This window comes from Novosphingobium sp. BL-52-GroH, from assembly GCF_044813085.1.
GTDB lineage: Bacteria > Pseudomonadota > Alphaproteobacteria > Sphingomonadales > Sphingomonadaceae > Novosphingobium.
Map to the genome: position 1 here is coordinate 1,738,992 of NZ_CP171149.1, position 18,184 is coordinate 1,757,175.

Genomic DNA, 18,184 nt, shown 5'->3' on the forward strand with positions numbered 1-18,184 from the left:
GCCGGATGGCAATCGCCGTTTCATGCCGTATTGCGCCGCCGAAGCAAAGGCATGGGTTGACAGATCAGGGTCAGGATTTAGTTTAGCGATAAATCTAAACGCGACGGAATGCCATAGTCGACGCAGCGTGAGCGTCGCTGGAAGGGATGAAAGGTTTTGACGACAGATTTGCAGGGTCGGCCGCTGCGCATGGCGATGGTCGGCGGAGGGCAGGGCTCGTTCATCGGCCCGGTGCACAAGATGGGTGCATCGATCGGGGCCGGGATCGAGCTGGTCGCGGGGGTCTTCAACGGCGATCGCGAACGCTCGCTGGCATCGGCGCGCAATTTCGGCGTGTCGGCCGATCGCTGCTATGCGGATGCCGCCGAGATGTTCGCCGCCGAAGCCGCGCGTGAGGACGGCATTGACATGGTCGCCATTGCCACGCCCAACCACCTCCACCTTCCCATCGCGCTCGCGGCGATCGAGGCGGGCGTGCACATCATGTCTGACAAGCCCGCCACCGCGACTCTCGCCGAAGCGCTGCGCCTGCGCGACGCGCTGGCCGGCGGCGACGTGCTCTATGCGCTGACGTACAGCTATTCCGCCTATCCGATGATCCGGGAGGCGCGTGCCCGCGTCGCGGCCGGAGCGATCGGCACGGTGCGCAAGGTCGTCGTGACCTATCACCAGGGCTGGATGTCCAAGCCGCTCGAGGCCGGCGATCCGCGCGCTGCGTGGCGCACCGATCCGGGCAAGTCGGGCGTCGGCGGCGCCAGTGCCGACATCGGCGTCCACGCCTTCCACCTGGCGGAGTTCGTCAGCGGGCAGCGCGTGACCGAATTGGTCGCCGATGCGCGCGGGCTGGTCCCGGGCCGCGCGCTGGACGACGACTGCAACGTCCTGCTGCGTTTCGCCGAGGGGCAGGCCGGCGTGCTGGTGGTCTCGCAAGTCGCCTTCGGCGAGGGCAACGGCATCTCTATCAAGATCTACGGCGATGCCGGCGCGCTGCACTGGACGTTCGAGCAGGCCGATGCCCTGATCCACGCCAGAGCCGACGGCAGCGTCGAGACGGTCAAGGCGATGTCGCCGGGCATCCTGGTCCGCACGCCCTTGCCAATCGGCATGGGCGTGGGCCTAATCGCGCCTTTTGCCGTGCTATACCGCGATTTCGACGCGGCCATCCGCGGCGACACCACCCGCATCGGCACTGTTCTTCCCGGCATCGAGGAAGGGGTTCGCGGCATGTGCTTCATCGAGCGCGTGGCGCAGAACAACGCGGCCGGAAACGGTTGGTCCGTGCTCGAAACCCCGGGGGAAACGGCCAAGGAGGTCGCGGCATGACTGACAAGCTGAGCATCGGCTTCCTCGGCGGCGGGCCCGTCACCCAGGCGATCCACCTTCCCGTGCTGGCGACCATGGCTGATCGCTGGCGCGTGGCGCGGATCATGGACATCAACCCGCGCGTCGCCCAGGCCGTCGCAGATCGCTGCGGGGCCGAGGCCACCACTGATCCCCTGCAGGTGATTGAGGATCCGTCGATCGACGCGGTGGCGATCTGCAGTCCCAACGCCTTCCACGCCGAGCAGGTGATCGCCGCCTGCCGCGCCGGCAAGCGCGCGGTGCTCTGCGAAAAGCCGCTCGCCGTCACCCGCGAGGAAGCCGACGCCATCGTCGCCGTCGCAGCCGAGACCGGCACCGCGATCATGGTCGGCACCATGCACCGCTACGATCCGGGCTTCCGCGCCGCGCTCGCCGCCTGGAAGGACGCCGGGGACGAAGTCGTCGCGGTGCGTTCGAACATCTACATCCCGCCAAACGGCGCGCTGGTCGATTTCGCAACGCAGGAAGTGCCGCTCGACGGCCCGCCACCCGGGCCGCCGCCGCCCGCACCCGATCCGATCCGCCTGCGTAACACCATCCTCGCGCTTGCGATCCACGACGTCCCGCTGATCCGTGCCTTTTCCGGGCAGGTGGGCGAAGTCCTGTCGGCCCGGCGCATCCCGCCGTTCGGCTACTCGCTGTTCCTCGGCAATGGCGAGACGAGCGTGGACATGAAGGCCTTCATGCCGGGGCAGTGGCCTGCATCCTGGACTTTCGAGGTGCAGGGCCGCGACCATTTGCTGCATGTCGATTTCTCGCCGTCCTACGTGCTGGCGGGCTCGGCCACGGCCACCTTCACCGACCGCAGCGGCAGCCGCAGCTTCCGTTTCGGCGACAATGGCTACCAGTCGCAGTGGCTGCACCTGCACGACGTCGTCACCGGCACCAGCCAACCCGAAGTGTCGCTGGCCGACGCTGTGGAAGACCTGCAGTTCGCCATCGACCTTGCCGAACGTGCGGCCCAATTCCTGGAGGCGAACCAGTGAGCGACCAACTGACCGTTTCCGTCCGTGGCGATGGCCCGGACGCCGTCCTGCAGCGCGCGGTCCTGGCGACCGTGCCCAACGACTTCCGGGTCGTGGACGGTGCGGGCGACGTCCTGCTGGTGTCGGGCCGCGACGGCAATGCCGCACAGGTGCTGGCGACGGCAGGGACGACCACGCGCGCGATCATGGTCGCTTCGCCTGCCTTGCTGGATGCCGACAGCCGTGGGCAACTGGCGCAGATCGAGGCAGCGGGAACGCCGGTGATGCTCGGCTTCGCCTACGTACCATGGTTCCTGGCCGAAGGCCTGCCGCTGGATGCCGCGCGCGAGGAGGAAGTGGCCATTCTCGAGCTCTCGGGCGATGTGGCGGACCTCGTCGCGGCGCCCGACATGCTGCTCGAACAGCTCCATATAGGGCGGATAATGATCGGCGATGTGCAGTCCGCAAGGACGCTGATGAACGGCCCGTCCGTCATCGTGGTCGAAGCCGAGGGTGGCGAGCCGCAACTCAAATGGCGCATGACCGCAAGCAAAGGCTTGGCCGACAGGCTGTCGGTCGAGCGGATCGCAAGGCTGCGGCGGACCAAAGTGGAAATCGTGCGCGACGCCCACGCGCGGCCCGCGCAAGTCACGCATCACGATGCCCTCGGAAGCCATACCGATGGGCCGCTCTACCAGAGCGGCTACCGGGTGTGCTGGAAGGCCCTCCATGCCGCTCTCCACGGCGGCCACGTGCCCTCGGGCACGATCACGCGACTGGAGAGCGATCTTGCCATGTTGCCGGGCTGATCCTGGCGCCCGCCATCCTGTTGGCACCCTCGGCAGATCCTCCTCCTGACCCAGGGGTGCCAGACGGCGGCGGATGCGCATCCGCCGCCGTCTACTTGTTTCGGAAGGGCATGCGAAACGACGCCGGCTTGGCTGCGCGCCCGGGCTGACCTAAGGGGGCGCATGCCCAGGCCCGCGCGGGCAAGCAATCGAGAGCCCCGATGATACCAGCAAAAGACCTCGTCCATCTCGGCAAGCTCGTCGCCGCCCGGCATGGCTGGGCGGAGGCAAGGGCCTTCAAGGCCTACGAGCCGGACGATGCGGACCGTGCCCGCATGGCCGGCTGCGCCGTCGAGTTGTTGAAAGCCTTGCCCAAGGCACCGGGGACTTCCGCGTTCCTGAGCGCCGCCTTCGCGGTACAACTCGATCGTCACCTCTCGGCTCCCGTCCATCTGGTTGCCGGGACCTTGTCGGTAGACGGGGTCGCGGTCTACGAAGATTCGCGGGCGGTTGACGGACCGGCGATCTTTGCGGCTCCGGAGCCGCAATGGGGCGGCCACATCTGGGCCATGGTCGGACCCTATATCGCCGACGTCGCGATCTTCCGGGCGGCCTATTCCAGCGATTGCCCGCCCGCCCTTGCACGGCACGTCCATTCGGTGTTCGGCCAGGAGAAGGGACTCTACGTCGACCATTGGCGGCGCGCCCGGCGCGTAGGCCTGGGGTACGAGCCGCAATATGTCCTCAGCCGCGACGAAGTGACGTCGCTGATGGGCGGCGCCTACCGCCTCATGCAGCAAACCTAGCCGCAGCCCGGGAAGAAATTCAGGCTTTCCCTCTCGTTAACCTTGTCTTACTGCGGCAAGTGAAATGGGTGGGCAGTCAACTTTTGAGTATTTGGGCGACGACCTCGCCGTGGCGGCGGGCTGAGAGCTTGCGGACCTTCCACCCGTTCTCTGGCTTTCGTGCGGCAGGTGCGGTGGCACCTTGCTGAAATTTGCCTCGCTCTGGCTGCTGTCCGCCGCCCTCGTCCCGGCGCCGGTCGGCTTCGACCTTCCCCTCGGCGCGGCGACGGAGGGGACGACTGCCCACGTCGTCGAATCGATCCTGGAATACACCCGCTGGCCGCGTCCGACGGAACCCATCCGCCTCTGCGTGGCGGGCCTCACCGGGCATGGCGGCGCGCTGGGCGGCATCGTGCTGGACAACGGCCGCCGGGTCCATCGCATCGACCTTGCGGACGGCAGCCTGCCGGGTGCGGGACAGTGCGACGTGGTCTATCTCGGCCGCTTGGCGGTCGGACAACTGCAGCGCGCGACGGCCGCGGTGCGTGGGCAGGCGGTGGTCACCATCGCCGAGGCCGATCCCGGTTGCCACGGGGAGGCGATGTTCTGCCTCGTCTTCGGCATCCGGTCGCTCTCGTTCCGCCTCAACATCGATGCCGTCTCACGCTCGCAGGTGCGTATTGACCCGCGCGTGCTGAGGCTCGCGCAGGGCGGTGGCGAGCCATGACGGGCTGGCGGCATCCCACGCTGCGGCAGGTCCTTGCCTACGAGCAGCGCAAGATCATCGTCTTTGCCGTCGTGCTGGCGGGGCTCACGCTCATGCTCAGCGGATTCCTGGTGATCCGCGACTATGCACGCCGCGACCTGGCCCTGGTGGCACGGACGATCGGCTATACGGTGGAGCCGGCCGTCGTGTTCGGCGACCGCGAGGCGATCGGCAAGGGCATCGCCTCCGTCGCGCAGCCCGATTCGGTCGCCTCGGTGGAAGTCGTCGATCTGGACGGTCGCGAACTTGCGCGATGGGGCCAGCCCCGATCGGGTGTGGTCGCGATGATCGAGCGGTCGACGGCGAAGCTGCTGTGGCGTGGCCCCGAAGTGCGCGCGGTCACCTTCGGCGACAGGACGATCGCCACCGTGCGCGTATACGGCAGTTCGCAGGGCACCGGCTTCTATCTCCTGACCGGCGTGCTGGTATCGCTGCTGTGCCTCGCGTTCACGGCGGTCGTCACCAACCTGCTGGCGCGGCGCCTCGAACAGGACGTGCTCGGGCCGCTCGACCGTGTCGGCGAAGTGGCGCACGCGGTCCGCACGCAGCGCGCCTTCCACCGCCGCGTTCCGGTCGCCGGGCTCGCCGAGATCGACAAGTTCGTGCAGGATTTCAATGCGCTGCTCGCCGAACTCGAAGGCTGGCACAGCGATCTTACCGGCGAGAATCGCGAGCTGTCGCATCGCGCGTTGCACGATCCGCTGACGGGACTGGGCAATCGCGCAGGGTTCGAACGGACGGTCGGCGCCGCGATTGCGACCATGGCGGGGAGGGAGCCCGGCTTCGCGCTGCTCTTCCTCGACGCGGACGACTTCAAGCCGATCAACGACCGCCATGGCCACGACGCGGGCGATGCCGTCCTGCGCGCCATCGCCGAGAGGTTGGCCGTCGCGCTGGGCATGAACGAAGGCCTTTTCCGCCTCGGCGGAGACGAGTTCGCGATCCTGCTGAGCCCTTGCCAGGACAGCACGGGCATCGATTTGGTGATCGACAGGATTCGCCGGGAAATGGCGGGCCCCATCGCGCTGCCAGATGGCACCGCCACGCGCATTTCGCTGAGCATCGGTTCGGCCTTCTACCCCGATGACGGCGGCGAAGTGGCGGCGTTGCTCAAGAGTGCGGACCAATCGATGTACGACGACAAGAACAGGAGGAAAGACCATGGGCCCGACATTGCGGCGGTCTAGCACGCTGGCGCTGACCGGCATGGTTCTCTGGCTCGCCGGGTGCCAGACGGTGGCTCAGCCCAAGGGTTTCACGCGCGAGCAGGTCGCCGTCCTGCAGGCCCAGGGCTTCGCGCAAGCCGAGGACGGCTGGGAACTGGGGCTCGACGACAAGTTGCTCTTTCCCTCCGACCAGAGCGGCGTCGCACCGACCCAGCGCGAGCGCTTGGCGAAGCTCGGGCATGCGCTGGCGTCGGTGGGCATCGTCGGTGCGGAAATCGACGGCCATGCCGACGCCAGCGGATCGGCCGACTACAACCAGGCGCTTTCGATGCGGCGAGCGCAAGCCGTGCGCACGGAACTGCTGGCCGGTGGCATGGCGCCTGCCCGGTTGCAGGCCAAAGGCTACGGCGCCTACCGACCGATCGCCAGCAACGCCACGGCTGCCGGGCGCAGGGAAAACCGCCGGGTCGTGGTCATCGTCACGACCGGCGATCTGCTCGGTTCCGGAAAATAGCCCCGGTGCTCCGCCTTGCCATGGCTGGCCGACATGCTCATAGCGAGCCCGTGAAGCGAGAACAGTTCACCGAACGCAACCGGCGCGAAATCATCGAGATCGCGACCGCGCATTTCTCCGACAAGGGCTTCGCCGGCGCGCGGGTGGACGAGATCGCGGCGGCGACGGCTACGTCCAAGCGGATGATCTACTATCACTTCGGCAGCAAGGAAGGCCTGTACCGCGCCGTCCTGACCGAGGCCTATCGCGGTATCCGCTCGGTCGAGCTGGATGCCGGGCTCGAGAATCTGCCGCCGCTCGTCGCACTGGAGCACCTCGTGGCGCTCACCTTCGACTACCATTTCCACCACCCCGAACTGGTGCGTCTGGTGATGGACGAGAACATGCGCCACGGCCTTCACGTCGGCGCGGTGGAAGAGGCCCGGAACGATCAGGTCCTGCCCAATACCCGCGCGCTGATCGATCGCGGGGTCGCCGACGGAAGCTTTCGTGCAGGCCTCGATCCCGTCGACCTGCACATGACGATCAGCGCGCTGGCTTTCTACTTCGTGTCCAACCGCTATACGTTCAGCACCATCTTCGGCGTCGACACCATGAGCGCGCAGGCCGCATCGAAACGACGGGCGCAAGTGGTCGATGCGGTCCTGCGCTATTGCCGCGCCGACACGCTGGACATGGCGGCGGCGACGGGAGAACGCTAGCGCCGGTTTCATCATTGCGCCCCCGCCTGTCGCCGGGACGCGATGACGGGAATAATATTATACTCGAGTGATTCAGAACTGGATCCTGACCTGGCAGCCGAGTGCCAGTGCATTGTCCGTCCGGCGATAGCTGAAGGCGCCCGGCTCGATGATATACTGGACGTCAGGGCGGATGATGAGCCAGCGGCCGGCCTGGAACCCGTAGCTCAGCTCGATCGCCGTTTCGCCGGCGGGGAGGGCGGCATAGCCCTCGGTCGAGGGAACCGCCTCCGCACGGGCGCGCCGCAGCCGGGGATTGACCTCGGCATGGACCACGCCGAGCGCGAGCGTATCGGCATCGCGGCCGGGCAGGGTGCCGATCTTGACGAGGCCCGCCATGTACCAGCGAGTGATCGGGCCGCTCGCTTCCGGATTGGCGGTGAACTGGCCGAACACCGAAAGCCCGCGGGCACTGCTTCCTTCGCGTAGGACCATCTGGTCGGCAAGGACGTACACGCCGTAGCGACCGGTCACCTTCCCGCTGCCGCCAAGGCGCGCGACGCGCGAGGTATCGTAGTAGACGCCCAGCTTGTAGTGTCCCGGCAGGACGCGGCTGCCGGGCGTGGCACCGGGGTCGTACTCGACCTCGAACGGGAGGATCACGCCTGTGGTCCCGTGAGCGAAGGGATCGAAGGCGTTGTCCTCGGTACCCAGGTTGGTGTTCACCTGGTATACGCCGGTGCGGAACGCCAGGCTCGGGTCGGGCCTGTAGCGGATCGCGGCGCCCCAGCGTGCATTGGGGTAGTTGTACCACCCGCTGTCGCCGGACATCGAGAGGGGATGGGCGCAGAAGGCCGCGTTGACGAAGCTGCAGCCGATCGCCATGCCGCCGAGGTCGTTGCCCATGGCGAAGTAGCCGAGCCGCAAGTTGAGCTTGTCGCCGAGGAGGTTCTGCTCGTAGCTAGCCTCGCCCAGCCGCACGTACTGGCCGCCATAGGCCTCCTGGATCGGCAGCCGGTTGCCGACATAGTCGGACGACAGGCCGACGCCGCGCCGGTCGTTCAGGGTGACGTGGAACGTGGCGCCCGACCAGCCAGCGATCTTGCCCATGTCGAAGTCCATGCCGGCGCGGATCTGCTGGGTATAGGCCGTACCGCGCTTGAGACCGCCGTCGACCGCCGAGAACGTTTCGGACACGTAGTCGGCGCGTACGCTTACGCCTGCGTTCTTGAGCTCCGTGCGCAGGCCGCCCCAGTCGCCCGTCAGCGTGTCCTGGAACGGTGCAGGTGCTTTCGCGGTGCTGCCGGCAAGAGGCACGGCCGCCTTGTCGCTCGACGAAGGCGTCGTCTTTTGGGCATCGGTGGTCTGCGCCTGGTCTGCTTCTTCGGCCCGTGCCCCGGCGACGGGCATGGCGATCAGCAGGCCGCACCCGGCCAGGCTGGCGGTTGTCTTGATACGATGGGCCATGGCCCCTCCCTGACCGGAAGCTTGTGCTCCCGATGACGTGAATTGAAAAGGGCGGGGGGTGGACGCGGCCACTCCCCGCGCGTGGATCACGGCAGCTTGTATGCGATCACGTAGTCGCCGCGATCCGGCGACTGGCGGGCGCCGCCTGCGGTGATGACGATGTACTGCTTGCCGGTCTTCGGCGACTTGTAGCTCATCGGGCCGCCCTGGCTGCCGACTGGAAGGCGCCCCTTCCACAGTTCCTTGCCGGTCGCCGAGCTGAACGCGCGCAGGTAGTAATCCTGCGTGCCGGCGATGAACACGAGGCCGCCCTGCGTCGCCAGCGTACCGCCAAGGGTGGGCAGTCCGACCGGGATCGGCAGGCCCATCTTGATGCCCATCGGGCCGGTGTCGCGCACGGTGCCGACAGGGACCTGCCACTTGACCTTGCGGGTGTTCATGTCGATCGCGGTCAGCGTACCGAACGGCGGTGCCTGGCAGGGGATGCCCAGGGCCGAAAGGAAGCGGTCCTTGGTCACCGAATAAGGCGTGCCCTTCATCGGCACGCTGCCCATGCCGGTGTTGGGGGCCTCGCCGCCGCTGCTCTTGACGGCCTGTTGTTCGACGGTCTGCGGGAACATCTTGATCCACAGGCCGAGGCGCATGTCGTTGGCGAAGATCGTGTTGGTGGTCGGGTCGATCGACAGGCCGCCCCAGTTCATGCCGCCCAGAGATCCCGGGAAGCTGAGTGACTTGTCGGTGCCGGGGGCTGTGTAGAGCCCTTCGTAGCGCATGCCCTTGAAGGCGATGCGGCACATCAGTTGGTCGAACGGCGTGGCGCCCCACATGTCCGCCTCGGTCAGGTGCTCTACGCCGATCTGCGGCATGCCGACCGAACGGGGCTGGGTCAGGGAGTAGGGTTCGCCCGGAATGTCGGCGGCCTTGACGGGCACATTGACGACCTTGGTGAGCGGCCTGCCCGTGGCGCGGTCGAGCACGTAGAGCTGGCCCGCCTTGGTGCCGAACACGAGCGCGGCGACTTTCCTGCCGCCGACGGGGAAGTCGACGAAAGTCGGCTGCATCGGCAGGTCGAAATCCCACAGGTCGTTGTGGACCGTCTGGAAGTGCCACTTCTCCTTGCCGGTGGTGGCGTCGAGCGCCAACATCGAGGCGCCGTACTTGTGGTCGAGGGCGCTGCGGGTGACGCCGTAGATGTCGACCGAGGCGCTGCCCACCGGCATGAACACGGTGTTGGAGGCAGGATCGTAGGACATCGCCGCCCAGACGTTGGGGGTCGAGCGCGCGTACGTCTCGCCGGCCGGCGGCATGCCGGTGATGGCCGGGTTGCCGGGATCGAAGGCCCAGCGCAGCTTGCCGGTCACCACGTCGAAGCCGCGCATGACGCCGCCGGGCATGTCGACCTGGACATTGTCGGCCACGCGGCCGCCCACGACCACGGTGGTGCCTGCGAGAGTCGGGGCGGACGTTAGTTCATATTGCGGATCAGGCGCGGCCCCCAGGCCGGCCTTGAGGTCAACCCGGCCATTGACGCCGAAGTCGGGGCAGAAGCCCCCGGTATCGGCATCGAGCGCGACCAGTTGCGCATTGATGGTGTTCATCAGGATACGGCGCTGGCACGGTGCGCCCTCGACCACGGTGACGGGCGTGATCGGGCTGGAGCCGGGCACGGCGGGCTGCGGGATGGGGGCCCTTGCATCGAAATAGGCAAGGCCCCGGCAGCGCATCCAGACCGAAGCGCGGGCGTTGATGACCGTCTTCCATTTCTCGCGGCCGGTATCGGCGTCCAGCGCAATGACGTTGTTGTGAGGGGTGCACACGAAGACGGTATCGCCAACCTGGAGCGGGGTGTCCTGATCCTCGGCGCCATTGCCGTCGCTCACTGCGACGTCTCCGGTGCGGTAGGTCCATGCGACCTGCAGCTTGTCCACGTTGTCGCGCGTGATCTGGTCGAGCGCGACGAAGCGGCTGCCGCCACCGGTGTTGCCGTAGGCTTCCCAGTTCTTCTGTTCGTGCGCCGCATCCACCGGGGCAAGCGCGGCCTCCGCGCCGGTGAACGCAACCGTCGCATGAGGAACGAACATCGCGGCAAAGCCGGCCGCCGATCCCAGTCCCAGCACCGCGCCAACGACGAGCGAGGGGCGCCATGCCGGCGCCTGGCCGTTCGCGCGGCGCAGCAGCGGGAAGGACAGGGCAACGACCGTCGCGCCCACCCCCATCGCGAGCAGGCGGGAGATCAGCGGCCAGAAGGCCAGCCCCACTTCCCACAAGGCCCATACCACGGTCGCCAGGAACACGGCGCCGAACACCAATGCGCCCGCCGGGCGACGACGGGCGATGAGGAATCCGGAGGCGAGGAGTGCCACGCCCGCCAGCAGAAAGTAGAAGCTGCCGCCGAGGCTGACGAGTTTCGCGCCTCCGACGGCAAGGAAAAGACCCGCGGCAAGAATAACCAGGCCAAGCAGGAGCAGCCACCACCTGGTCGGCCGGCTGCTGTCGATGTTCGTGCCGGGCATACGGCACCTCCTTTTTTTGTTCTTCGTATGCACCGACAACCTAACGCCTCGAACCCGGGGCGGACAAGCCTTCGGTGGATGCTGTGAAACCGAACGGCGACTCTGCCTTTGAAAGACTGGGCCGTTGAAACTGTGTACCGGATAGTACATAGTCCGTCCCACGACAAGGCCGGACCGCCGAGCCATCTGGAGAGTACCCATGCCCACGTTCGATCGCCGCCAAGGCCTTTCCCTGGCCGCCCTGGCTGCCGCCATGCCCTCGCTCGTCGCCGGAGCCGTCTCGGCCGGCGCCCGGGAAGCGGTGACTCCCACGCCCAGGACCATTGATATCCGTGGCGTCGAGATCGGCGGCGGTCGTACCAAGACGATCGTGTCGCTGATCCAGCCGACGCTGGACGCCGTGCTCGCACAGGCCCGGGTGCTGGGTGGCATGAGCGAAGTCGATGTCGTCGAATACCGACTCGACTACCTCGAAGCCGCGCCGGACCCGAAGGCCGTCGCCGCCACGATCCGCCCGGTTGCCGCCGCGATCGCCGGTAAACCGCTGGTGGTCACGTTCCGCACCAGCGCCGAGGGTGGTAGGAAAGCGATCTCCCCGGCGGACTATGCCGCTCTCTACCAGGCCGTGCTGGCCAGCGGCGCGGTCGACGTGCTCGATATCGAGGCGGCACTGCTGCCCACACCCCCGGTGGCCGCAGTGCAAGTGCGCGCCAAGGCCCTTGGCGTGCGGGTGATCCTGTCGCACCATGACTTCCACCATACGCCCTCCGTCGAGACCATGATTGACCTGCTCCGTCAGCAGCAGGCGGCCGGGGCGGACATCTGCAAGATCGCGGTGATGCCGCAGGACCCCGGCGATCTCCTGCGCCTGCTCGATGCGACCTGGACGATGCGGCGCGACCATGCCGACCGGCCGATGATAACCATGGCGATGGGCGGCGTCGGAGCCGTCTCGCGGCTGGCGGGGGAAATATTCGGTTCCGCGATGAGCTTCGGAGCGGTGGGAGAAGTCTCGGCGCCAGGCCAGATCGAGGTCGGCAAACTGCGAGGCATCATCGATACGCTTCACGAAGCGCTTTCCGTGTGAGTTTGGGCGCTTGGTGACGGGTTAGCTACGGGGTTTACCGTATTCTAACCATATCGCGCGTAATGCCGGGTCATGCCGCGTAGCGCCACTCAAGGAATTGGTCGGTCTGTCCGTGAGGCTGTTCTCACGGCAGGGGCCTATTTCGCCTGCGCATCGGTAGCGCTCCAGATGACGCGCTTCGACGGCGGGGTTGCGATCGTGTGGCTGGCCGGCGCCGCCTTGTTCGCCAAGCTTTGCGCGACGCCGCGCTGGCGCTGGACCCGGCTGACGCTGGCCTGCGTGCCGGCGGGCCTCGCGGCATCGCTGCTGTTCGGTTTCCAGGGTGGCGTCGCGATCCCGCTGCCGCTGGTCTGCATCGCCGAAGCCTATGCGGCGGCATGGCTGGTCAAGCGGGTATTTCCCGGCTTCGGGCGTTTCCAGTCCGTCCCCGAGGTCGCCTGGTTCCTGCTGGTCGCAGGCGCGATCGTTCCCGCCGCGACCGCTTTCGCCGGCGCCCTGTGCGCGCACATCGCACGCGACCTGCCGTATTGGGCGGCGTGGAGGGACTGGTATACGGGCCACGCCCTGGGACTGGTCGCATTCGCGCCGCCGTTGCTGCTCACCTTGCGCGGTCAGACGCGGCAGTGGATCGCGTCGTCGGGCCGCAAGAGGCTCGGCGAGGTCGTGGGCCTGCTCGGGCTGGTCGCCGCTGCCACGCTGCTGACCTTCGGCCAGAACCGTATCCCCCTGGTCATCCTGCCGTTCCTGCCGATGATCGCCGCGACGTTCAGGCTCGGCCGCTTCGGTGCGGTGGCGTCGATCCTGATCCTGATCGGCATAGGTCTGCCTTGCTCGTTGGCCGGGTCCGGACCGACCACCTTGCTGCAGGTGAGCATGGCGCTGAAGCTCCAGGTGCTGCAAATCTACTTCGCATGCATCGTGCTGATTCTGCTGCCGCTGGCCGCCGAATTGCGGGCGCGGCGACGCCTGGTGGAAAGGCTGCGTGCGGCGGAGGCGCTGCATCGCCTGGTCCTCGACAGGACCAGCGATATCGTCATGCGGCTCGCAGTGGACGGCACCGTACGCTATGCCTCGCCCTCTACCGAACGCATGTGGGGCTATCGACCCGAAGATCTGACGGGCAGGGCGATGTTCGATCTCGTTTTGGTCGAGGATCTGCCCGCCGTGCTCGACGGACGCCGGCAGGCGCTTGCCAACCCGGAAGAAACGGCGATCCTGGAATATCGGATCACCTGCAAGGACGGCAGGACCGTCTGGGTCGAAAGCCATGTGCGCGCGACCATCGACGACGAAGGCCGGGTGATGGGAACCGTGAGCATCGTCCGCGAGATCACCGGCCGCCGCAAGCTGATGGAGGATCTCACCCATCGGGCCATGACCGATCCGCTGACCGGCGCGTACAACCGCAGGGCGTTCGACGAGGCGATCCCGGCCTTGCTGGCCTCGGCTCCATCAAACGGCATCCTGGGCTGCCTGGCGGTGTTCGACCTCGATCACTTCAAGCGGATCAACGACCGGTACGGGCACGCCGCCGGAGACGTGGTCCTGACGCATTTCGTAGGGATACTACGTGCGTCGGTGCGCAAAGTGGACCTCATCGCCAGGCTCGGCGGCGAGGAGTTTGCCGTGGTCCTGGGAGGCATGGCACCGGATCAGGCGCGGCTGGCATGCGAACGAGTCCGCCGTCGTCTAGAGGCAACCGCCATAGCGGACGCGTCCGGCAACCTAATCCGCGCGACGGTAAGCGTCGGCATCGCATCGCTGATTCCGGGACAGACCAGTGAGGAGGCACTGAAGATCGCGGACACGGCGCTCTATAGCGCCAAGCAGGGCGGCCGGAACCAGTCCTCGGCGGTGGCGTAGACGGGTTCGGGGGCGTTGGATTGATTAAAGTGGGCTGTCGGCCAAGGCTGGTAGCTGCAAAGCAGCGCGGTGCTGCAGGATCAGCGATGTCACCTCGTCCCGAAAGGCTCGTGGGTCATCAAGCAGGTCGGCCATTCGGCTAGCAGCCTGCGTCAGCAAACTGTCGGGCGACGCAAAGCCCTTCATAACGCGAGCAAACATATCGTTCGCATCGCTTCTCAAGCCCTCTAACGCTGCTACGATTCCGGCGTGATAAGCCATCCATCCCCCGCCCGTAAGCTTTCGCTCCTCGCTCAAGAGAACTGTCGCGGTAGCCGAGAGAGAAATAAACAGATCCGATAGGCGCAGTGCCTCATCTTCGGCCAGTCCGGCTAGAAGAGACGCTGCTTCCGTGAATTGCGTATCTGGAACATACTCGACATGTTCTTTGATGCGCCCAGCATAATCAAAGCTCAAGTGGTTACCCGCTGACCAAAGCCAATGGGCCGCGACATTCAGGTAGCTCCCTTTGCTCCACGAGCTTGGCTGAAATTCTACGACGGTTACCCACCAGCCATGATCTGCCACCCATGTTCGTGAGCGGCCTTTGCGCTGGAAGCCAAGCGGCCCGAGCGTGGCTTTTGCGGTTTTGGCTATAATCTTGTCGTGCGTTCCGACCATCAGTTGATGTTGGCACCATCGGCCCATTTCGGCAATGTCCGCTTCCCACCGAGGCTGTGTGAAAACGCGGTGATCTGCTATGTTTTATGCCTGTTTGGGAAGGCGTGAGATGGGGCGTTTCATCGAGGGTTGTGATCGGCGGGAGGTTCAGCTTCTGCCGGACTGCATTGACGATTACGTTGCCGAGGACAGCCAGGTTCGGGTGATCGACGTGTTCGTCGACGAGCTGGACTTGTCAGCGCTAGGCTTTGGCGATGCGGCGGCGACAGGCCGTCCGGGGTACCATCCGGCAACGATGCTCAAGCTCTACCTCTATGGCTATCTCAACCAGGTGCAGTCGAGCCGCCGGCTTGAACGCGAGGCTGGACGCAATCTGGAGCTGATGTGGCTGACAGGCAAGCTGGCGCCCGACTTCAAGACAATCGCAGACTTCCGCCGCAACAGCGGCGAGGCGATCCGGGCGAGTTGCCACCGGTTCGTGGTGTTGTGCCGCGAGCTGGGGCTGATCGCTGGCGGCACCGTGGCGGTGGACGGCAGCCGGTTCAAGGCGGTGAACACGCGCGACAGGAACTTCACCCCTGGAGCAATCCGACGGCGGATGGAGCAGATCGAGGCGAGCATCGAGCGTTATCTCGGCCTGCTCGACACTGCTGACCGGCAGGAGGACGTGGTGGCGCAGGTCCGCACCAAGCGACTTGGCGAACGGCTCGAGGCGCTACGTCGCCAGATGCGCGAGCTTCAGGAGATGGAGCGTGTGGTGGCGGACGCACCTGACCGTCAGATCTCGCTGACCGACCCGGATGCACGGGCGATGGCAAGTGCCGGGAAGGGAACGGGGCTGGTCGGCTACAACCTCCAGGCGGCGGTCGATGCCGACAGTCACATGATCGTGGCGCATGAGGTGACAAATGTCGGTCATGACCGCTCGCAACTGGCGAACATGGGCCGCAAGGCACGCGCGGCGATCGGATCGAACGAACTGACCGTACTTGCCGACCGCGGCTACTTCTCAGGCGTCGAGGTGCTGGCCTGCGAGGAAGAAGGCATTACCGCGATCTGTCCCAGGCCGCTTACCTCCGGAGCCAAGGCTGACGGACGGTTCGGCAAGCAGGACTTCCGCTACGAGCAGGCCACAGACAGCTATCGCTGCCCTGCGGGAGAAACGCTCCCCCGCCGCTTTACCACAGTCGAACATGGCCTGCGGCTCCATGCCTACTGGTCCAGTCATTGCGGCGTTTGCACGATCAAGCCGCAATGCACGACCGGCAAGGAACGGCGGATCAAGCGGTGGGAGCACGAACACGTGATCGAGACGATGCAGGCAAGGCTCGAGCGCATGCCCGACGCCATGCGCGTCCGACGACGAACCGTCGAACACGTGTTCGGCACAATCAAGGACTGGATGGGAAGAAGCCACTTCAAGACCCGGACCCTGGAGAAGGTCGGAACTGAAATGAGCCTCCACGTCCTCGCCTATAACATGAAGCGCGCGATCAACATGCTCGGCGCCCCGAGGATGATCGCGGCGATGAAAGGCTGAGCCGAAGGAGCCACCACGCGCCTGCTACTTCAAAAACAGACAACGCGTTTTCACACAGCCTCCACCCATCATAGCCGTTTGTCGGCGGGGAAACGCGGCATCGCCAACATCGCTGGATGCGTGGCGCCCGCCGAGCGGCTGCCGTTCGTGGACGGCGCCTTCGACTTTATCAGCTGCCGGTTTTCCGCGCACCACTGGACCGATTTCGAAGCCGGCGCGGCGCGTGCTGAAAGCGGGCGCGACTGCGGTGTTCGTCGACGTTGTATCGCCGGGGCGGCCCGCGTTCGACACGTACCTGCAAGCGGTCGAACCGCTGCGCGATCCTTCGCACGTGCGGGGTTACACGAGCGCGGAATGGATCGCGGCGCTGGCGCGTGCCGGCTTTCGCGTGCGCGGCACGCAGGCGCGCCGGTTGCGGATGGACTATCCGGTTCCTTCATGCTCGACACGCTGCAGGTCGAAGTCTCGGCCCGCCGGGGCGCCGGGATTTAGTCTCACAGGATCAGGTGGCGGTGCGGCTCGCCGTAAAGATCGGGCGGTCGGTTTTGAACAGGCCCTCGTCCGACCGGACGGCGAGCTTGCGATAGGGCAGCGCGGGCAGATCGAGGCTCAGCGTGCCGGGCGCGTCGCAATAGACGGTGGCGCGCGAAAACGGATCGAAACTGGCGCGGAAGTGCTGGCTGGACTTCACGACGATCAGCGCCTTGGCAGCAGGCTCGATGCCCATTTCACTGAAGCATTCGGCCGAGAACACCTGCTGGCGCTGCGAATTGACGACGATGTCGACGCCGCCGCACCGCAGGGTCACGGCGAGGCCGAGCGGATCGTTGGGCACGTCGCTGAACACGCACTGCCGGGCATCGTCGCGCACGCACAGCACTTCGACGTCGAGGTCGAGCGGGGGGCCGGAGAGCGGGCCGACTTTGCCCCCCACCCGCAGCGGTAACCGCGCGCCGACCCCTGCGTCAGCGGCGATCCGGGCTGCCTGCGGGTCCCAGATCATGCCCACCGCCGCATTTTCCACGCCAGCCGCAAGCACAGCGGCGAGCAGGAAGGTGCTGTCGCACGCGGCACCGCCGCCCGGATTGTCGGCGCTGTCGGCGATCATCACCGGGCCGGGGCCGGGAGGCGCGTCCATCGCTTCGCGCACCGCGTCGGCGACGCCCGGACGCCGGGGCGTGCCCGTTCGGGCGGCGGCGACGAAGGCATCGGCGAGATCGTCCGCGAGGGCGTCGGCCGCCTGCTCGTCGCTGCCATCGTGGATGACGAGCACACTGGCGCCGGTGTCCTCGCTGTCGGACCAGGCGAAGCCGTGCATCATCGTGACGGACACGATCGCGTCCTGCCGTTCGCTGGCCATGAGCCGGTCGACGAAATCGCGCATCGGCCCGGTGATGGTGCCATGGAGGCCCAGCACCGGGATCGTGCGCATGAGCGTGCGGGGGCGAAGGCTTCCCCCGGCCATTGCGGTGAGGAGGGCGTGCAGTTCCACCGCGCGCTGCAGATAGTCGACGTGGGGGTATTCCTTCACACCCACCATCACCGCGCCGCTCTCCAGCATGGCGGGCGACACGTTGCCGTGGAGGTCGAGCAGCACGCCGACCGGCAGATCAGGGCCGACGCGGGCGCGCACGGCGGTCAGGAGGTCGCCTTCGCAATCGTCGATGCCTTGCGCCATCATCGCGCCGTGTAGGTTGAGGATCACCGCGTCGACCGGGCCCGCCGCATCCAGCGCCGCCAGCAGCGTGTCGCGCAAGTGTTCATAGACGGAGCGCGCCATCGGGCCGGATGGCTGCGTCCAGAAGCAGGGGCCCTCGATGGCGGTGTCTCCCGCCCCACGCGTCACGCGCAGGGCGTCGCCATAGCCGGGGAAGGCGATGGCACCGGCGCGGGCACGCTCGTCGCTGGTGCCGGGGCGGTAGCAGACGTCCGCCTCGAAGCTGCGCAGGCTGGTGGGCAGTGGCGAGAAACTGTTGGTTTCGTGGGAGAGCCCGGCGACGAAGATGGTCAAAGGCATGGCGGGGTTCC

Annotated in this window: 16 protein-coding genes; 12 read left to right on the plus strand and 4 right to left on the minus strand. The window is 66.6% G+C overall.

Annotated features, from left to right (window positions below):
* Nucleotides 1-156 precede the first annotated feature (156 nt).
* The 8 genes from ACFFDA_RS07480 to ACFFDA_RS07515 all read left to right on the plus strand — a co-directional run bounded on the left by ACFFDA_RS07480 (nucleotide 157) and on the right by ACFFDA_RS07515 (nucleotide 7,047).
* Nucleotides 157-1,323, plus strand: coding sequence for a Gfo/Idh/MocA family protein (locus ACFFDA_RS07480; protein ID WP_404477439.1), 1,167 nt, complete (start codon nucleotides 157-159; stop codon nucleotides 1,321-1,323).
* Entirely contained in the window at nucleotides 1,320-2,348 is a 1,029-nt protein-coding gene (locus tag ACFFDA_RS07485) for a Gfo/Idh/MocA family protein (protein WP_404477441.1), read from the plus strand. The genes ACFFDA_RS07480 and ACFFDA_RS07485 overlap by 4 nt, the downstream gene beginning before the upstream one ends.
* On the plus strand, nucleotides 2,345-3,136 hold the full coding sequence (locus tag ACFFDA_RS07490; protein WP_404477443.1) for a hypothetical protein: 792 nt from the start codon (nucleotides 2,345-2,347) through the stop codon (nucleotides 3,134-3,136). Before ACFFDA_RS07485 ends, ACFFDA_RS07490 begins: the two co-directional genes overlap by 4 nt.
* Nucleotides 3,137-3,336: 200 nt before the next feature.
* Nucleotides 3,337-3,921: a hypothetical protein gene (locus tag ACFFDA_RS07495; protein WP_404477445.1), complete on the plus strand. Its 585-nt coding sequence runs from the start codon at nucleotides 3,337-3,339 to the stop codon at nucleotides 3,919-3,921.
* Between the two features lie 181 nt (nucleotides 3,922-4,102).
* A complete protein-coding gene (locus ACFFDA_RS07500; RefSeq protein WP_404477446.1) occupies nucleotides 4,103-4,627 on the plus strand; it encodes a YfiR family protein in 525 nt (174 codons plus the stop codon).
* Nucleotides 4,624-5,853, plus strand: a complete 1,230-nt coding sequence (locus tag ACFFDA_RS07505) for a diguanylate cyclase domain-containing protein (RefSeq protein ID WP_404477449.1) — start codon at nucleotides 4,624-4,626, stop codon at nucleotides 5,851-5,853. Before ACFFDA_RS07500 ends, ACFFDA_RS07505 begins: the two co-directional genes overlap by 4 nt.
* On the plus strand, nucleotides 5,828-6,346 hold the full coding sequence (locus ACFFDA_RS07510) for an OmpA family protein (protein ID WP_404477450.1): 519 nt from the start codon (nucleotides 5,828-5,830) through the stop codon (nucleotides 6,344-6,346). The genes ACFFDA_RS07505 and ACFFDA_RS07510 overlap by 26 nt, the downstream gene beginning before the upstream one ends.
* Nucleotides 6,347-6,396: 50 nt before the next feature.
* Complete coding sequence (locus tag ACFFDA_RS07515) at nucleotides 6,397-7,047, plus strand: TetR family transcriptional regulator (RefSeq protein WP_404477452.1); 651 nt, start codon at nucleotides 6,397-6,399, stop codon at nucleotides 7,045-7,047.
* A gap of 72 nt (nucleotides 7,048-7,119) precedes the next feature.
* On the opposite strand, the gene ACFFDA_RS07520 is transcribed toward ACFFDA_RS07515, so the two are convergent.
* Both ACFFDA_RS07520 and ACFFDA_RS07525 read right to left on the minus strand, forming a co-directional pair.
* Nucleotides 7,120-8,493, minus strand: coding sequence for a carbohydrate porin (locus ACFFDA_RS07520; protein WP_404477454.1), 1,374 nt, complete (start codon nucleotides 8,491-8,493; stop codon nucleotides 7,120-7,122).
* Nucleotides 8,494-8,579: 86 nt separating this feature from the next.
* On the minus strand, nucleotides 8,580-11,006 hold the full coding sequence (locus ACFFDA_RS07525) for a glucose/quinate/shikimate family membrane-bound PQQ-dependent dehydrogenase (RefSeq protein WP_404477455.1): 2,427 nt from the start codon (nucleotides 11,004-11,006) through the stop codon (nucleotides 8,580-8,582).
* Between the two features lie 199 nt (nucleotides 11,007-11,205).
* Between ACFFDA_RS07525 and aroD the strand changes: the two genes are divergently transcribed.
* Both aroD and ACFFDA_RS07535 read left to right on the plus strand, forming a co-directional pair.
* On the plus strand, nucleotides 11,206-12,093 hold the full coding sequence (gene aroD / locus ACFFDA_RS07530) for a type I 3-dehydroquinate dehydratase (RefSeq protein WP_404477457.1): 888 nt from the start codon (nucleotides 11,206-11,208) through the stop codon (nucleotides 12,091-12,093).
* 72 nt (nucleotides 12,094-12,165) lie between these two features.
* The gene (locus ACFFDA_RS07535) at nucleotides 12,166-13,956 is read left to right on the plus strand and encodes a diguanylate cyclase (protein ID WP_404477459.1); all 1,791 of its coding nucleotides are present in this window, start codon (nucleotides 12,166-12,168) and stop codon (nucleotides 13,954-13,956) included.
* A gap of 24 nt (nucleotides 13,957-13,980) precedes the next feature.
* Here ACFFDA_RS07535 and ACFFDA_RS07540 read toward each other — a convergent pair whose 3' ends face one another.
* A complete protein-coding gene (locus ACFFDA_RS07540) occupies nucleotides 13,981-14,616 on the minus strand; it encodes a hypothetical protein (protein ID WP_404477460.1) in 636 nt (211 codons plus the stop codon).
* Nucleotides 14,617-14,725: 109 nt separating this feature from the next.
* Here ACFFDA_RS07540 and ACFFDA_RS07545 point away from each other — a divergent pair, with 109 nt between their 5' ends.
* Nucleotides 14,726-16,156: an IS1182 family transposase gene (locus tag ACFFDA_RS07545; protein WP_404477461.1), complete on the plus strand. Its 1,431-nt coding sequence runs from the start codon at nucleotides 14,726-14,728 to the stop codon at nucleotides 16,154-16,156.
* Nucleotides 16,157-16,234: 78 nt separating this feature from the next.
* Entirely contained in the window at nucleotides 16,235-16,648 is a 414-nt protein-coding gene (locus tag ACFFDA_RS07550) for a methyltransferase domain-containing protein (RefSeq protein ID WP_404477462.1), read from the plus strand.
* 10 nt (nucleotides 16,649-16,658) lie between these two features.
* Here the strand turns inward: ACFFDA_RS07550 and ACFFDA_RS07555 are convergent, their stop codons facing one another.
* Nucleotides 16,659-18,173: a M81 family metallopeptidase gene (locus ACFFDA_RS07555; RefSeq protein WP_404477464.1), complete on the minus strand. Its 1,515-nt coding sequence runs from the start codon at nucleotides 18,171-18,173 to the stop codon at nucleotides 16,659-16,661.
* Nucleotides 18,174-18,184: the final 11 nt, after the last annotated feature.

What these genes read in the sequence shown, in the direction of transcription:
- ACFFDA_RS07510 (WP_404477450.1), top strand. Translation starts at nt 5,828, where the DNA reads ATGGGCCCGACATTGCGGCGGTCTAGCACGCTGGCGCTGACCGGCATG.
- ACFFDA_RS07555 (WP_404477464.1), bottom strand. Translation starts at nt 18,173, where the DNA reads ATGCCTTTGACCATCTTCGTCGCCGGGCTCTCCCACGAAACCAACAGT.
- ACFFDA_RS07540 (WP_404477460.1), bottom strand. Translation starts at nt 14,616, where the DNA reads ATGGTCGGAACGCACGACAAGATTATAGCCAAAACCGCAAAAGCCACG.
- ACFFDA_RS07545 (WP_404477461.1), top strand. Translation starts at nt 14,726, where the DNA reads ATGGGGCGTTTCATCGAGGGTTGTGATCGGCGGGAGGTTCAGCTTCTG.
- ACFFDA_RS07520 (WP_404477454.1), bottom strand. Translation starts at nt 8,493, where the DNA reads ATGGCCCATCGTATCAAGACAACCGCCAGCCTGGCCGGGTGCGGCCTG.
- ACFFDA_RS07535 (WP_404477459.1), top strand. Translation starts at nt 12,166, where the DNA reads ATGCCGCGTAGCGCCACTCAAGGAATTGGTCGGTCTGTCCGTGAGGCT.
- ACFFDA_RS07525 (WP_404477455.1), bottom strand. Translation starts at nt 11,006, where the DNA reads ATGCCCGGCACGAACATCGACAGCAGCCGGCCGACCAGGTGGTGGCTG.
- aroD (WP_404477457.1), top strand. Translation starts at nt 11,206, where the DNA reads ATGCCCACGTTCGATCGCCGCCAAGGCCTTTCCCTGGCCGCCCTGGCT.
- ACFFDA_RS07485 (WP_404477441.1), top strand. Translation starts at nt 1,320, where the DNA reads ATGACTGACAAGCTGAGCATCGGCTTCCTCGGCGGCGGGCCCGTCACC.
- ACFFDA_RS07495 (WP_404477445.1), top strand. Translation starts at nt 3,337, where the DNA reads ATGATACCAGCAAAAGACCTCGTCCATCTCGGCAAGCTCGTCGCCGCC.
- ACFFDA_RS07505 (WP_404477449.1), top strand. Translation starts at nt 4,624, where the DNA reads ATGACGGGCTGGCGGCATCCCACGCTGCGGCAGGTCCTTGCCTACGAG.